Origin of the sequence: Ruegeria aquimaris, from assembly GCF_025751555.1 — a bacterium.
Classification (GTDB): Bacteria; Pseudomonadota; Alphaproteobacteria; order Rhodobacterales; family Rhodobacteraceae; genus Ruegeria_B; species Ruegeria_B aquimaris.
Map to the genome: position 1 here is coordinate 59,500 of NZ_JAOWLB010000012.1, position 13,630 is coordinate 73,129.

13 protein-coding genes are annotated in these 13,630 nt (G+C 63.1%); 7 read left to right on the forward strand and 6 right to left on the reverse strand.

Going from position 1 to position 13,630, the window contains the following annotated elements; translation table 11 throughout:
• Positions 1-42 precede the first annotated feature (42 nt).
• A complete protein-coding gene (locus OE747_RS15860) occupies positions 43-495 on the forward strand; it encodes an NUDIX hydrolase (protein ID WP_263829530.1) in 453 nt (150 codons plus the stop codon).
• Here the strand turns inward: OE747_RS15860 and OE747_RS15865 are convergent.
• Positions 482-1,717 carry a PP2C family protein-serine/threonine phosphatase gene (locus OE747_RS15865; RefSeq protein ID WP_263829603.1) on the reverse strand — a complete coding sequence of 412 codons (1,236 nt, stop codon included), beginning with the start codon at positions 1,715-1,717 and terminating at the stop codon, positions 482-484. The two genes, OE747_RS15860 and OE747_RS15865, sit on opposite strands and share 14 nt — an antisense overlap.
• A gap of 204 nt (positions 1,718-1,921) precedes the next feature.
• On the opposite strand from OE747_RS15865, the gene OE747_RS15870 reads away from it, so the two are divergent.
• A complete protein-coding gene (locus OE747_RS15870) occupies positions 1,922-2,248 on the forward strand; it encodes an Hpt domain-containing protein (protein ID WP_263829531.1) in 327 nt (108 codons plus the stop codon).
• Positions 2,249-2,254: 6 nt separating this feature from the next.
• Here OE747_RS15870 and ilvA read toward each other — a convergent pair whose 3' ends face one another.
• Positions 2,255-3,481, reverse strand: coding sequence for a threonine ammonia-lyase IlvA (gene ilvA, locus OE747_RS15875; RefSeq protein WP_263829532.1), 1,227 nt, complete (start codon positions 3,479-3,481; stop codon positions 2,255-2,257).
• Between the two features lie 152 nt (positions 3,482-3,633).
• Between ilvA and OE747_RS15880 the strand changes: the two genes are divergently transcribed.
• The 3 genes from OE747_RS15880 to OE747_RS15890 all read left to right on the forward strand — a co-directional run bounded on the left by OE747_RS15880 (position 3,634) and on the right by OE747_RS15890 (position 5,657).
• On the forward strand, positions 3,634-4,863 hold the full coding sequence (locus tag OE747_RS15880; protein WP_263829533.1) for an argininosuccinate synthase: 1,230 nt from the start codon (positions 3,634-3,636) through the stop codon (positions 4,861-4,863).
• Between the two features lie 38 nt (positions 4,864-4,901).
• Entirely contained in the window at positions 4,902-5,303 is a 402-nt protein-coding gene (locus OE747_RS15885) for a DUF1810 domain-containing protein (RefSeq protein WP_404818330.1), read from the forward strand.
• A 75-nt stretch (positions 5,304-5,378) separates the two neighbouring features.
• Positions 5,379-5,657, forward strand: coding sequence for an SCP2 sterol-binding domain-containing protein (locus OE747_RS15890; protein WP_263387397.1), 279 nt, complete (start codon positions 5,379-5,381; stop codon positions 5,655-5,657).
• 55 nt (positions 5,658-5,712) lie between these two features.
• Here OE747_RS15890 and OE747_RS15895 read toward each other — a convergent pair whose 3' ends face one another.
• Together OE747_RS15895 and OE747_RS15900 are read right to left on the reverse strand one after the other, a co-directional pair.
• A complete protein-coding gene (locus OE747_RS15895; protein WP_263829535.1) occupies positions 5,713-6,072 on the reverse strand; it encodes a VOC family protein in 360 nt (119 codons plus the stop codon).
• 81 nt (positions 6,073-6,153) lie between these two features.
• Positions 6,154-6,867: a sulfotransferase-like domain-containing protein gene (locus tag OE747_RS15900; protein ID WP_263829536.1), complete on the reverse strand. Its 714-nt coding sequence runs from the start codon at positions 6,865-6,867 to the stop codon at positions 6,154-6,156.
• A 163-nt stretch (positions 6,868-7,030) separates the two neighbouring features.
• On the opposite strand from OE747_RS15900, the gene msrA reads away from it, so the two are divergent.
• Positions 7,031-7,693, forward strand: coding sequence for a peptide-methionine (S)-S-oxide reductase MsrA (msrA, locus tag OE747_RS15905; RefSeq protein WP_263829537.1), 663 nt, complete (start codon positions 7,031-7,033; stop codon positions 7,691-7,693).
• On the opposite strand, the gene OE747_RS15910 is transcribed toward msrA, so the two are convergent.
• A complete protein-coding gene (locus OE747_RS15910; protein WP_263829538.1) occupies positions 7,690-8,562 on the reverse strand; it encodes a ribokinase in 873 nt (290 codons plus the stop codon). The two genes, msrA and OE747_RS15910, sit on opposite strands and share 4 nt — an antisense overlap.
• A 3-nt stretch (positions 8,563-8,565) precedes the next feature.
• A complete protein-coding gene (locus OE747_RS15915) occupies positions 8,566-10,821 on the reverse strand; it encodes an NADP-dependent malic enzyme (protein WP_263829539.1) in 2,256 nt (751 codons plus the stop codon).
• A gap of 160 nt (positions 10,822-10,981) precedes the next feature.
• Here OE747_RS15915 and mutS point away from each other — a divergent pair, with 160 nt between their 5' ends.
• Positions 10,982-13,600 (forward strand): DNA mismatch repair protein MutS, encoded by a 2,619-nt coding sequence (gene mutS / locus OE747_RS15920; RefSeq protein ID WP_263829604.1) that lies wholly within the window; start codon positions 10,982-10,984, stop codon positions 13,598-13,600.
• Positions 13,601-13,630: the final 30 nt, after the last annotated feature.

The following is a 13,630-nucleotide window of genomic DNA, read 5'->3' on the forward strand; positions in this document are numbered from 1 at the left end:
GACCATATAGGGTCGGACAAGCCGCGTTGAAAGGGGCCTTACATGATCAGACGTTTCGGTGAAACCCCGGAACCGGGGCGGAGATATATCCGCCGGGTTGGCGCCTATGCGCTGTTGCCGCGTGGCGATGCGCTTCTCCTGACCTGTCAGGCCGATCCGGGCCCGGACCTGCAACTGCCGGGCGGCGGCATCGACCCGGGCGAATCGCCGATCACCGCGCTGCATCGCGAGGTGTATGAGGAAACCGGCTGGCTGATCGCGGCACCACGGCGCGTCGGCACGTTCCGGCGATTCACTTACATGCCGGAATACGACCTGTGGGCGGAAAAGATCTGTTTGATCTATACCGCCCGACCGGTACGCCGCCTGGGGCCGCCGACCGAACCGGCCCATACCGCGCTGTGGATGCGTGCCGATATGGCGACCGAGGCGCTGGGCAACGCCGGGGACAGGCACTTTGCCACCCGGCACGTAAACCGTCTCAGGGGCCGTTGAACTCAAAAAAGGTGGCGGAAACGTCGTCTTCCAAACCGTGTTCGGCTGACATGACCTGTGTCAGCCTCCAGAACAGGTCATCCAGAAATTCTTGCCCGCCCTGGCGCGGATCGCAGTCACGAACCAGACTCAGCAGACCCTCGGGCTCCAGCATGTCGCCGTTTTCCAGTCGGCATTCGGTGAAACCGTCGGAGTAAAGCAGCAGACGGTCGCCGGGATGCATCTGGGTCTGGTACTGCGTATAAGGGATATCCGGCAAGAGACCGATGGGAACGCCGCCATCACCAATGAACTCGGCGCTGCCATCGGCGCGCAGGAGCAGGGGGTGTGGATGCCCGGCCTGCACCATCCTCAACAGCCCGCTGCGCAGATCCATGATGGCATACACCATGGTGAAGTATTCCTCGATCCCGGCGTCGGCGATCAGGCGCGAGTTGAGCGTGCTGGCCACATCCTGCGGTGGGCGCAGCGCATAGAATTTGTTGAATCGCTTTTCCATCGCGACGTTCTGGTCGAAATACAGGCTCGACAGATATCCCCCCAGCCGCGCGGTCATCATGGCCGAGGTAATGCCATGGCCGGACACGTCGATACTGTAGAATCCCAACCGGTTCTCTCCCGGAGAGAACATGCCGACCAGATCGCCGCCGATATGGCCGCAGGGTTTTAACAGCAGGCTCACCCGAGACCGACCGAAATCGCGGCTGAACTCGGGCACCAGCGATTCCTGTATCTTGCGGGCCTGGATCAGATCCTTGTCGATGGCATCATGCGCGACCTTGAGTTCGTCCAGCGCAAGGGCGATCATCTCGTTCTTGTGCGACAACTCCCGCTGCATCCCCAGAATCCGGTCCCCCGCCGAGATCCGCGCGCGCAGCTCGTCGGCATCGACCGGCTTGATCAGGAAATCGTCGGCGCCCGCATCCAGCCCCTGGGCCACCTCGTTCTTTTCACTCTTGGAGGTGAGCAGAATGAAGTAGCAGTACTTGTCCGAATTGAGCCGCCGGAAGGTGCCACAAAACTCGACCCCGGTCATCCCGGGCATGACCCAATCGCTGACGATCAGGTCGGGCATCGAGCGGCCGCAGATCTCCATCGCCTGCTCGCCGCTATCCGCCTCGATCACTTCGAAGCCCCATTTCTTGAGCGAGCTGGACAGAATCCGCCGCTGCAACCGGCTGTCGTCGACAACCAGAACCTTGCGGATCGCCCCCAACTCCATCTCGGTCTGGGCCTCCAATTCCCTTCGCAGCAACACTTTCCCTGACCTCGAACACCCAAAGCTTGATGACCAACAGGTTTGGCGCGCGCCCCTTAACATCCGATGAAATGAACAATTCTACGCAACTGCCCACCGGCCTTAACCCGGTGTTTACCGAGAATGTCCTAACCAAGAGTGAAGGACGGACATAGACGGAGGTGAGCCATGATCAACTGGCCCCGCGTTACCCAGCTCAAGGACGAGGTCGGCGCCGAGGATTTTGGCGAAGTGGTGCAACTGTTTCTGGAAGAGGTCGACGAGGTGATTCAGCGGTTGCGTGTTGCCCCTGACCCGGCAAGCCTGGGGGGCGACCTTCATTTTCTCAAGGGCAGCGCGCTCAGCCTTGGGTTTCAGTCCTTTTCCATTCTATGTCAGGACGGCGAAAGAATGGCCGCCGCCGGTCGTGCATCCGAGGTGGATCTGGCGGCGATCATCCGGAATTTTGAACAATCGCGCGACGTGTTTCAAGCGGAGCTGGCCGCGCATATCTGACCGCGCCTAGATCACGAACTGCGCCAGCGTCTCGTTGCGGGTGATGTCAGTATAGGTGAACCCGGCCTCGTCCAGATGGGCATAAAGCCGCTCGAAATTTTCGGGTTTGCTGGTCTCGATCCCGATAAGGACCGAGCCGAAATTGCGTGCCGATTTCTTCATGTATTCGAACCGGGCGATATCGTCGTCCGGCCCGAGGATGTTCAGAAACTCCTTCAGCGCACCGGGCCGCTGCGGCAGTCGCAATAGGAAGTATTTCTTGACTCCCAGATACCGCTGCGCGCGCTCCTTGACCTCGGGCAGGCGTTCGAAATCGAAATTTCCGCCCGAGGTGACGCAGACCACCGTCTTGCCGCGGATGAAGCTTTGCACATCCCCGACCGCCTCGACCGACAGCGCACCAGCGGGTTCCAGCACGATACCCTCGACATTCAGCATCTCGATGATGGTGGTACAGATCCGGTCCTCGGACATCACCAGCACATCCGACATGTGCCGGGACCTCAGCAGCTCGAATGTCTTTTCCCCGATCCGGCCCACCGCCGCGCCATCGACGAAGTTATCCACATGGTCGAGCGTCACCGGATGACCTGCCGCCAGCGCCGCGCGCAGACAGGCGCCGCCTTCGGGTTCGACAAAGATGCAATGGCTGCGATCCCCGAACCAGGTGGCCACCCCCGCCGACATGCCGCCGCCACCCACCGGCAGCACAACGTGATCGGGCACCCCGCCCAGCTGTTCCTCGATCTCGACGGCCAGCGAGGCCTGCCCCTCGATCACGTCAGCATCATCGAAGGGGGACAGGAAATGCCCGCCCTCCTGCGCGCACCAGGCCTGCGCCGCCGCCAGCGTCTGGTCGAAATAGTCACCGGTCAGGTGAATTTCGATCTGATCGCCGCCGAACATGCGGGTTTTCTGGATCTTCTGCTGCGGCGTGGTCACCGGCATGAAGATCACGCCCCGCACCCCCATGTGCCGACACATATAGGCCACGCCCTGGGCATGGTTGCCCGCGCTGGCACAGACGAACAGCCCCTGCCCCGGCTGCTTGCGCATCGCGTTGAACGCGCCCCGGATCTTGTAGGACCGGACCGGGCTCAGATCCTCGCGCTTGAGCCAGATATCGGCGCCATAACGCGCCGACAGATGGTCGTTGCGCTGCAACGGCGTGGCGGGAAAGACATCGCGCATCGCCTGTTCGGCGGCGCGGGCACGGGTCATGAAATCGCTCATTCCGCCTGACTGCCGCAACCCCGCGCCCGAGGCAAGGAATACATTGGTGTACGCGTCAGCCTTGCGAATTCGTCGCGCTTCGGACGCCACAACTTGCCCCCAACCGCAAAACCCGCTAGGCCCCACACGTCATGCGTTTAAGGGGAAATCCGATGTCCGCGCCCAAGAAAGTTGTCCTGGCCTATTCCGGTGGCCTCGATACCTCGATCATCCTGAAATGGTTGCAGACCGAATATGGCTGCGAGGTTGTCACCTTTACCGCCGATCTCGGTCAGGGAGAGGAACTTGAACCCGCCCGCAAGAAGGCCGAGCTGCTGGGCATCAAGCCCGAGAACATCCATATCGAGGATGTGCGCGAAGAGTTCGTGCGCGACTTTGTCTTCCCGATGTTCCGCGCCAATGCGGTCTACGAGGGGCTCTATCTGCTGGGCACCTCGATCGCGCGGCCGCTGATCTCGAAACGTCTGGTCGAGATCGCCGCCGAACATGGCGCCGATGCCGTGGCCCATGGCGCCACCGGCAAGGGCAATGACCAGGTGCGGTTCGAACTTTCCGCCTATGCCCTGAATCCCGAGATCAAGGTGATCGCGCCCTGGCGCCTATGGGACCTGACCAGCCGCACCCGCCTGCTGGAATTCGCCGAACAGAACCAGATCCCAATCGCCAAGGACAAGCGCGGCGAGGCGCCGTTCTCGGTCGATGCGAACCTCTTGCATACCTCGTCCGAGGGCAAGGTGCTGGAGGATCCGGGCGTCGAGGCGCCCGATTATGTCGCCCAGCGCATCGTCGCGGTCGAAGACGCGCCCAACACGCCCGAGTTCATCGAGGTCACCTTTGAAAAAGGCGACGCGGTAGCGATCAACGGCGAGGCGATGTCTCCCGCGACCATCCTGACCAAGCTCAACGAATTGGGTGGCAAGCACGGTATCGGCCTCTTGGATTTCGTCGAGAACCGCTTTGTCGGGATGAAATCGCGCGGCGTCTACGAGACCCCCGGCGGCACCATCCTGCTCGAGGCGCATCGCGGCATCGAACAGATCACGCTGGACAGCGGCGCGGGCCACCTCAAGGACTCGATCATGCCCCGCTATGCCGAGCTGATCTATAACGGCTTCTGGTTCAGCCCCGAGCGCGAGATGCTGCAGGCCCTGATCGACAAGAGCCAGGAGCATGTCACCGGCACCGTCCGGCTGAAACTCTACAAGGGCTCGGCACGTACCGTCGCCCGCTGGTCGGATCACTCGCTCTACTCTGAAAAGCACGTGACCTTCGAAGAGGACGCAGGCGCATACGACCAGCAGGATGCCAAGGGCTTCATCCAGTTGAACGCGCTGCGACTGAAACTGATTGCCACCCGCAACCGCCGCGTTGCGGACAAGTGAGCGGCGAAGACGAGTTTGATGATGACGACGAACTGGAGATGTTCGTCGAGGCGCAGGACACCGTTTGGCCGGATGTCCTGCGTGAGCTGACTGTGGGACAGAAGACGAGCCACTGGATGTGGTTCGTCTTTCCGCAACTGGCAGAGCTGGGCCGGTCGCATATGGCGCAGCTTTACGGGATCGGGGATCTGGACGAGGCCGCCGCCTATCTCGCCCACCCTGAATTGCGCCGCCGTCTGATAGAGGTCAGCCGCCTGATGCTCGGCCACACCGGCAAACGGCCCGAGGATATCCTGGGCGGTATCGACGCCAAGAAACTACGCTCGTCCATGACCCTCTTTGCCGCGGTGCCGGACGCTCCGGGCGAGTTCCGCGCGGTTCTGGAGGCGTTCTATGGCGGGTCGCCCTGCCCCCTGACCCAACGCGCGCTGGGCGGCTGACCCTGCCGCTTGGTCAGGCTTGCCAAGCGCGGGCCGGTTTCTTACCGCTTTTCCCAGCAACACGAGGGGCGCGACATGCTTCAGGACATCGCCGACAAGATGCAGACCGAACTGGCGGGCAAAAGCTTTGACGGGTCGCTGAAATTCGACTGCGGCGAGGATGGCGTGATCGTTCTGGCCGACAACACCGCCAGCACCCAGGACCGCGACACCGATTGCACCATCCGCCTGAGCCAGGACAACCTGGTCAAACTGCTGACCGGCAAGCTGAACCCGATGACCGGTGTGATGATGGGCAAGCTCAAGATCAGCGGCAACATGGCCGTGGCGATGAAGTTGGGGCAGCTCCTGTAACGACCCGCGTTCAGGGCCGACCGTCTGTAAACTGGATCAGATCCCAAAGCGTGCCTTAAAGATCGCGGAACACTGCCACGATGCCATAGGGCTGCGCTTTGGGTTCGCGGACAAATTCGATACCCTGGTCGCGAAACGCCCGGTAGTCGCGCCAGAAATCATCCGTTCTTAGAAACAGGAACACCCGCCCCCCCCGGGCCTGATCGCCGATGTATCGGGCCTGATGCGCGTCGGACGCCCGCGCCAGTAGGATCGAACAGCCATCCGCGCCCGGCCGCACCACGACCCAGCGCTTGTCCTGTTCCGGCTGATAGCTGTCCTCGACCAGATCGAACCCCAGCTTGCCGACATAGAAACCGATGGCCTCGTCATAATCACGCACAACCAACGCGACATGAGCCAGAGATCTGCGCATCAAAAGCCATTTCCTCTTGCCCAAAATATCCCGGGGTGAATGCGCCAAAGGCGCAGAGGGGCAGCGCCCCTTAACCCCGGTTCAGATCTTTTCGGCCTTCATCCGCTCGTAAAACGGCAATGCCGCATCCAGCACCGGTTGCAACGCCTCTGGCACCTCGGGCAGGTCACCTTCGGGACCGGCAAACCCGGTCGAGTTCCAGACCGCCCCGTACCAATGCCGCGCCCAGACGCCATCGTCCTTGTGGCCACCCTTGGGCCAGCTCAGCATATGCGGCGACCACGGCACACCGATCCGGTCACACAGCCGCTCCAGCATCTGCGCCGGATTATCGCGGATATCATGGCTGTCGATCACCACCGGGGCACCGCCCCAACCCGATACCTCGTCAAACAGCTCCGCCTGCTGGCGAAACCCGATATCTTCCAGCGTCGGGTTTTCGCGCTTTTCGGCATAGCTGGCGATCACCCGCGCCGGATGGCGGATCAGGAACACGTTGCAGACCGCCCGCATCCAGTCGCGCGGGATGCCGGGGATCATGTGCTGGGTCATGTGTTTCTGGTACCAGAACGGCCGCGCGCCCGGGTTGGGGCCGACCAGCATCGCCGCCACCTGGTCGGGGTTCTGCGGCTGGGCAGCCAGAACCTCTTCCCGCATCGGGTGGTTCAGCCCGGTCATCGCCAGATAGGCGGCATAGAACGGCTCGTCGATCACCGCGCAATCGGTCCGGGCGCCAAAGGCGTACATCATCGCCGTCGACAGGTTGCGCGGCCCCGACCACATCGCGATTTTCATCCCTGCCCCCCTCAAGGTGTGAATTCGCGGGCAAGCTATCTGCCCCGCCCGCGGGTTCCAAGGGGTAAACCGCCGATCAACAGAGCGTGACAAACCATGTCGGCAGCTTGTCGCACGGGTCCGATCGCGGCAGCCTGAAGATATCTGCAAGAGGAGGTCCGCAATGTCCCCGATCCAGACGCTTAAACCCATCGCCCTTGTTGCCGCCATGGCACTGGCATCCGTGCTGCAACCCGCCCCTGCACGGGCGGCCCCTGCCGAAACTCTGACTGTTGCGGGCGGCTGCTTCTGGTGTGTCGAATCCGATTTCGAACAGGTGCCCGGCGTTCTGGGTGCAGTGTCCGGCTATACCGGCGGGACGGTCGAGAACCCCACCTACAAGCAGGTCACGCGCGGTGGCACCGGGCATTTTGAGGCGGTGCAGATCACCTTCGACCCTGACCGGGTTTCACGTGAACGCCTGCTGCATCTGTTCTTCCGCTCGGTCGATCCAACCGATGCAGGTGGCCAGTTCTGTGATCGCGGCGACAGCTATCGCACCGCGATATTTGTCTCTAACAAGGAAGAATCCGCGCTTGCGACCCAAGCAAAGGCCGAGGCCGAAGCTCGGTTGGGGCAAAAGGTCGTAACCCCGGTTCTGGATGCTGGGCCCTTTTATCCGGCAGAGGCGTATCATCAGGACTATTACAAGGGCGACAGCCTTGTGCTCACCCGGTTCGGCCCGAAACGACAGCACACGGCGTACAAGCTTTATCGCAATTCCTGTGGCCGCGATGCGCGGGTGAAACAGCTTTGGGGCGATGCGGCGCCCTTTGCGGGCAGTTAGAACCGCGCCCCCAAAACCTCTTTCAGGTCGGGGATCACATCCGCCGTGCCGTGACGCATCACCATCAAAGCGGCGGCGCGCATCGCCTGTGTGATGGCCTGCGGCATCGGCAGGCCCCGGTCCATCCCGGACAGGACATAACCGGTAAAGGTATCGCCCGCCCCGGTGGTATCGACCGCCTTGACCTTGTGGGCGGGATATTCCGCCATTTTCCCTTGTTTAGTGTCGAAATAGCGTGCGCCCTTGGATCCCAGGGTCACGATGACATGCTGCACCGGCAACTGATCCGGCAACAGGCCGGTCGCCTGTTGCAGCTGCTCGGCCTCGACCGCGTTCAGGATCAGGAAATCGAGCCACGGCAGCACATCCCGCACCGCTTGCGCGTCAAAGGGAGCGGCAGCATAACACACGGTGAGGCCGCGTTCGCGACCCAGCCGCGCCGCTTCGACCTGGGCGCTGGTCTCGTTCTGCATCACCAGCAGGTCGCCCGGCCCGGCATCCGCCAGCACATTGGCGACCCGCTCGGGTGATATCGCCCGGTTGGCACCGGGCAACAGAACGATCAGGTTCTCACCCCCCGGCTCCACCGCGATGATGGCATGACCGGTGGGCGCTTCCAGTGTCGCGATATGGCGGGTATCGACGCCATATTCTGTCAGCCGGTCGATGGCCCAGCGCCCATCCGGCCCCACCGCGCCGATATGGCGCACATGCGACCCCGCGCGTGCAGCGGCCACCGACATATTGGCGCCCTTGCCTCCCAGAAACCGCTCCATCCCCGAAGCGGCCAGCGTCTCGCCCGGCCCGGGCAGATGCGGCACGGCATAGACCATGTCCGCATTGATCGAGCCGAGGTTCCAGATCGCCATGGCCTAGCCGATCTCGGCCGAGGCCAGCACCGCCATGTTCAGGATGTCATTGGCGGTGGAGACGGTCGAACAGATCTGGATCGGCTTGTCGACACCGGTCAGGATCGGGCCAATCACCGTGGCGCCCGCCATCTCCTGCATCAGCTTGGTCGAGATCGAGGCCGAGTGCCGCGCTGGCACGATCAGGATGTTCGCCGGGCCAGTGAGGCGCGAGAAGGGATAGGCCTCTTTCGAGCGCGGGTTCAGCGCCACATCGACGGTCATTTCGCCTTCGAACTCGAAATTCACGCCGCGCGCTTCCAGAACCTTGGGCGCTTTGGTCAGCTTTTCGGTCCGTTCCGAGATCGGATAGCCAAAGGTCGAGAAACTGACAAAGGCGACCCGAGGCTCCAGCCCCATATGGCGGGCCACGTCAGCGGCGCGTTCGGCGATGGTAGCCAGATCGTGTTCGTCGGGCCATTCATGCACCAGCGTGTCGCCGATCAGCACGATCTTGCCCTTGTGCAAAAGCGCGGTGATCCCCGCCGCCCCATGCGCGGCATCGGCGTCGAAGACATGGCTGATCTGGTGCAGCACATGTGCCGATTTCCGGGTCGCACCGGTCACCAACCCATCGCCATGTCCATGTGCCAGCATCAGCGCCGAGAACACATGCCGGTCGCGCGCGGCGAGGCGATGCACATCCTTCTGATCGAACCCCTTGCGTTGCAGACGCGAGTACAGAAACTCCTTGTAGGTCTCCAGATGTGCGGTGTTGGCGGCGTTCACCACCTCCAACTCACGTACCGCATCCTCCAGGCCTGCGGCCTCCAGCTTGGTCTTCACATCGTCCTGACGACCCACAACCAGCGCCTTGCCATAGCCCGAGCGCTGGTACATCACCGCCGCGCGCAGCACGCGGGGGTCGTCGCCCTCGGCAAAGATCATCCGGCTTTGCGCCTTGCGTGCGCGGGCGTTGATGCCGCGCAGGATACTGGCGGTCGGATCCATCCGCGATTTCAGACCCAGCTCATAGGCATCCATGTCGATGATCGGTCGCCGCGCCGCGCCGGTATCCATACCGGCCCGCGCCACAGCGGGCGGAATGCGGTGGATCAGGCGCGGGTCGAACGGGGTCGGGATGATGTAATCTCGGCCAAAGGTCAGGCTCTTGCCATAGGCCATAGCGACCTCGTCCGGCACATCCTCGCGCGCCAGTGCCGCCAGCGCATGGGCGCAGGCGATCTTCATCTCGTCATTGATGGCGCGGGCGTGAATATCCAGCGCCCCTCGGAACAGATATGGAAAGCCCAACACGTTGTTCACCTGGTTGGGATAGTCGCTGCGCCCGGTGGCGACGATGGCGTCGGGGCGCACCTCATGCGCCTCTTCCGGCGTGATTTCCGGGTCGGGGTTGGCCATGGCGAAGATGACCGGGTTGTCGGCCATGCTCTGCACCATTTCCTGCGTCACCGCACCCTTGACGCTGACGCCCAGGAACACGTCGGCCCCCTTCATCGCCTCGTCGAGGCTGCGCAGTTCGGTCTTGATGGCATGGGCCGATTTCCACTGGTTCATGCCCTCGGTGCGGCCCTGATAGATCACGCCCTTGGTATCGCAGACAATGCAGTTCTCGTGCCGCGCACCCATGGTTTTCAACAGCTCGATACAGGCGATGCCCGCCGCCCCGGCCCCGTTCAGGACAATCTTCACATCTTCGATCTTCTTGCCCGAGATATGCAGCGCGTTGATCAGGCCCGCCGCGCAGATCACCGCCGTGCCATGCTGGTCGTCGTGAAAGACGGGGATATCCATCTCTTCCTTCAGCCGCTGCTCGATGATGAAACACTCGGGCGCCTTGATGTCTTCAAGGTTGATGCCCCCGAATGTCGGCCCCATCAGCTTGACCGCGCGGCAGAACTCGTCCGGGTCCTCGGTATCCAGTTCGATGTCGATCGAGTTCACGTCAGCAAAGCGCTTGAACAGCACCGCCTTGCCCTCCATCACCGGCTTGCCGCCCAGCGCGCCCAGATTGCCCAGGCCCAGAACCGCCGTTCCGTTCGAAATCACCGCAACCAGGTTGCCCTTGTTGGTATAGTCATAGGCCAGCCCGGGATCGGCCGCGATCGCCTCGCAGGGGACCGCAACGCCGGGGGAATAGGCCAGCGACAGATCGCGCTGGGTGGTCATGGGAACGGTGGCTTGCACCTCCCACTTGCCGGGGGTCGGTTCCAGGTGAAAGGCCAGCGCCTCTTCGTTTGTGATCTTCGCTTTGGGCATGGGATGGGTCGTTTCTCTGCTATGCGGGCTTTCAGCCTCATAGCGCAGGCAATCGCGCTCCTCAACGACAATGCGTTTTCGCCTTTCGCCGCAGGGGCCGGATTTGTAAGGTCGCGCGCACCAGCCGCCGGAGACTATCGCCTTGACCACCGTCACGCCCATGATGGCCCAATACCTCGAAATCAAAGAGGCCCATGCCGACGCCCTGCTGTTTTACCGGATGGGCGATTTCTATGAGATGTTCTTTGACGACGCGATTGCCGCGGCCGAGGCGCTGGATATCGCACTGACCAAGCGCGGTAAGCACGAGGGCGAGGATATCCCGATGTGCGGCGTCCCGGTTCACGCCGCCGAGGGCTATCTGCTGACCCTGATCCGCAAGGGGTTCCGGGTCGCCGTCTGCGAACAGATGGAAAGCCCCGCCGAGGCCAAGAAGCGCGGATCGAAATCCGTGGTCCGGCGCGATGTGGTGCGGCTCGTGACCCCCGGCACCCTGACCGAGGATGCGCTGCTCGAAGCGCGCCGCCATAATTTCCTGGTGGCTTATGCAGAGGTGCGTAGTGGCGCCGCGCTGGCCTGGGCCGATATCTCGACCGGCGATTTCCACGTGATGCCGGTGACCCGCCCCCGGCTCAGCCCGGAACTGGCGCGGCTCGCCCCATCCGAACTGCTGGTGGTTGATGAACCGGTATTCCAGCAATTGCGCCCGCTGGCAAACGATCACCGCATTCCGCTGACCCCGCTGGGCAAGGCCAGTTTCGACAGCATGGCCGCCGAAAAGCGCCTGTGCGAACTTTACAAGGTCGGCTCGCTGGAGGGGTTTGGGACCTTCGCTCGCGCCGAACTGTCGGCCATGGGTGCGTTGATCGACTATCTGGACCTCACCCAGAAAGGTAAACTGCCGCTGCTGCAACCCCCGGTGCAAGAGGCCGAGGACCGGGTGATGCAGATCGACGCCGCCACAAGGCGCAATCTGGAACTGACCCGCTCCTTGTCCGGCGAACGCGGCGGCTCGCTCTTGTCGGTGATCGACCGCACGGTCACCCCCGGTGGCGCCCGCTTGCTGGAACAGCGCATCGCCAGCCCTTCCCGCAATCTGGGCGTCATCCACGCGCGGCTGTCGGCGCTCGACTTCTGTATCGACCACGCCACCCTGGCCGCCGACCTGCGCGCGGCCCTGCGCAAGACACCCGATCTGGACCGTGCCCTGTCGCGGCTGGCGCTGGACCGGGGCGGTCCGCGCGACCTTGCCGCGATCCGTAACGGGCTGGGCCAGGCCGAGGCGATTGCCGCGCTCTGCCATGGACTCGAACTGCCCGACCTGATCGCAAGCGCCTGTGCCGATCTCAACGGGTTCGACGACCTGCTTGGCCTGCTCGATACCGCATTGGTGGCCGAACCGCCGCTGCTGGCCCGCGATGGCGGCTTTATCGCGCCGGGTTACGACAGCGACCTGGACGAGGCGCGCGAACTGCGCGACAAGGGCCGTGGCGTCATCGCCGGGATGCAGCAGAAATATGCCGAACATACCGGCATCACCTCGCTGAAGATCAAGCACAACAACGTTCTGGGCTATTTCATCGAAACCACCGCCACCCACGCGGCCAGGATGCTGAACCCGCCGCTGAGCGAGACCTATATCCACCGCCAGACAACCGCCAATCAGGTGCGTTTCACCACGGTCGAGCTGAGCGAGCTGGAAACCCGCATCCTGAACGCCGGGAACCACGCGCTCGAGATCGAAAAGCGGCTCTATACCAGCCTTTCTGGGGCAGTTCTGGACCAGGCTGCCAGCCTTAACCTCGCCGCGCGCGGTCTGGCTGAGCTGGATCTGGCCACCGCACTGGCCGATCTGGCCCGGGCCGAGAACTGGTGCCGACCCAGCGTCGACCCCTCGCGCGCCTTTGCCATCGAGGGCGGGCGCCACCCGGTGGTGGAACACGCGCTGCGCCGTCAGGGCGGCGAGCCGTTCGTCGCCAATGACTGCGACCTCAGCGCCGACAAGGGCGCCGCGATCCGCCTGCTGACCGGTCCAAACATGGCCGGTAAATCGACCTACCTGCGACAGAACGCGCTGATTGTGCTCCTCGCCCAGATGGGCAGCTACGTGCCCGCCGACAGCGCCCATATCGGGGTGGTCAGCCAGCTGTTCAGCCGCGTCGGTGCCTCGGACGATCTGGCGCGCGGTCGCTCGACCTTCATGGTCGAGATGGTGGAAACCGCCGCCATCCTGAACCAGGCCGACGACCACGCGCTGGTCATCCTCGACGAGATCGGCCGCGGCACCGCCACCTATGACGGGCTTTCCATCGCCTGGGCCACGCTGGAGCATCTGCACGCGACCAATCGCTGCCGCGCGCTCTTTGCCACCCATTACCACGAACTCACCGCCCTCGCCGCAACCCTCGACGGCGTCGAAAACCTGACCGTCGCGGTCAAGGAGTGGGAGGGCGAAGTGATCTTCCTGCACGAGGTGCGCCAGGGTGCGGCCGACCGATCTTATGGCGTGCAGGTAGCGCAGTTAGCCGGCCTGCCGCCCTCGGTCGTGGCGCGTGCCCGGGTGGTGCTGGACCAGCTGGAGAAATCAGAACGTGAGGGCGGCAAGCAAAAGGCGCTGATCGACGACCTGCCGCTGTTCTCCGCCGCGCCGCCACCGCCACCGCCCGCGCCAAAGACCTCACCCGCCGACGTGATGCTCAAGGATATCCACCCCGACGAACTGACACCCCGCCAGGCGCTGGAAGTACTTTACAAACTGAAAGAGGCGGCCAGATCCTGACCGCCCCTTCATTTCGCTGAAAATACTCCC

What these genes read in the sequence shown, in the direction of transcription:
- OE747_RS15860 (WP_263829530.1), top strand. Translation starts at nt 43, where the DNA reads ATGATCAGACGTTTCGGTGAAACCCCGGAACCGGGGCGGAGATATATC.
- OE747_RS15865 (WP_263829603.1), bottom strand. Translation starts at nt 1,717, where the DNA reads ATGGAGTTGGGGGCGATCCGCAAGGTTCTGGTTGTCGACGACAGCCGG.
- OE747_RS15870 (WP_263829531.1), top strand. Translation starts at nt 1,922, where the DNA reads ATGATCAACTGGCCCCGCGTTACCCAGCTCAAGGACGAGGTCGGCGCC.
- ilvA (WP_263829532.1), bottom strand. Translation starts at nt 3,481, where the DNA reads ATGAGCGATTTCATGACCCGTGCCCGCGCCGCCGAACAGGCGATGCGC.
- OE747_RS15880 (WP_263829533.1), top strand. Translation starts at nt 3,634, where the DNA reads ATGTCCGCGCCCAAGAAAGTTGTCCTGGCCTATTCCGGTGGCCTCGAT.
- OE747_RS15885 (WP_404818330.1), top strand. Translation starts at nt 4,902, where the DNA reads ATGTTCGTCGAGGCGCAGGACACCGTTTGGCCGGATGTCCTGCGTGAG.
- OE747_RS15890 (WP_263387397.1), top strand. Translation starts at nt 5,379, where the DNA reads ATGCTTCAGGACATCGCCGACAAGATGCAGACCGAACTGGCGGGCAAA.
- OE747_RS15895 (WP_263829535.1), bottom strand. Translation starts at nt 6,072, where the DNA reads ATGCGCAGATCTCTGGCTCATGTCGCGTTGGTTGTGCGTGATTATGAC.
- OE747_RS15900 (WP_263829536.1), bottom strand. Translation starts at nt 6,867, where the DNA reads ATGAAAATCGCGATGTGGTCGGGGCCGCGCAACCTGTCGACGGCGATG.
- msrA (WP_263829537.1), top strand. Translation starts at nt 7,031, where the DNA reads ATGTCCCCGATCCAGACGCTTAAACCCATCGCCCTTGTTGCCGCCATG.
- OE747_RS15910 (WP_263829538.1), bottom strand. Translation starts at nt 8,562, where the DNA reads ATGGCGATCTGGAACCTCGGCTCGATCAATGCGGACATGGTCTATGCC.
- OE747_RS15915 (WP_263829539.1), bottom strand. Translation starts at nt 10,821, where the DNA reads ATGCCCAAAGCGAAGATCACAAACGAAGAGGCGCTGGCCTTTCACCTG.
- mutS (WP_263829604.1), top strand. Translation starts at nt 10,982, where the DNA reads ATGATGGCCCAATACCTCGAAATCAAAGAGGCCCATGCCGACGCCCTG.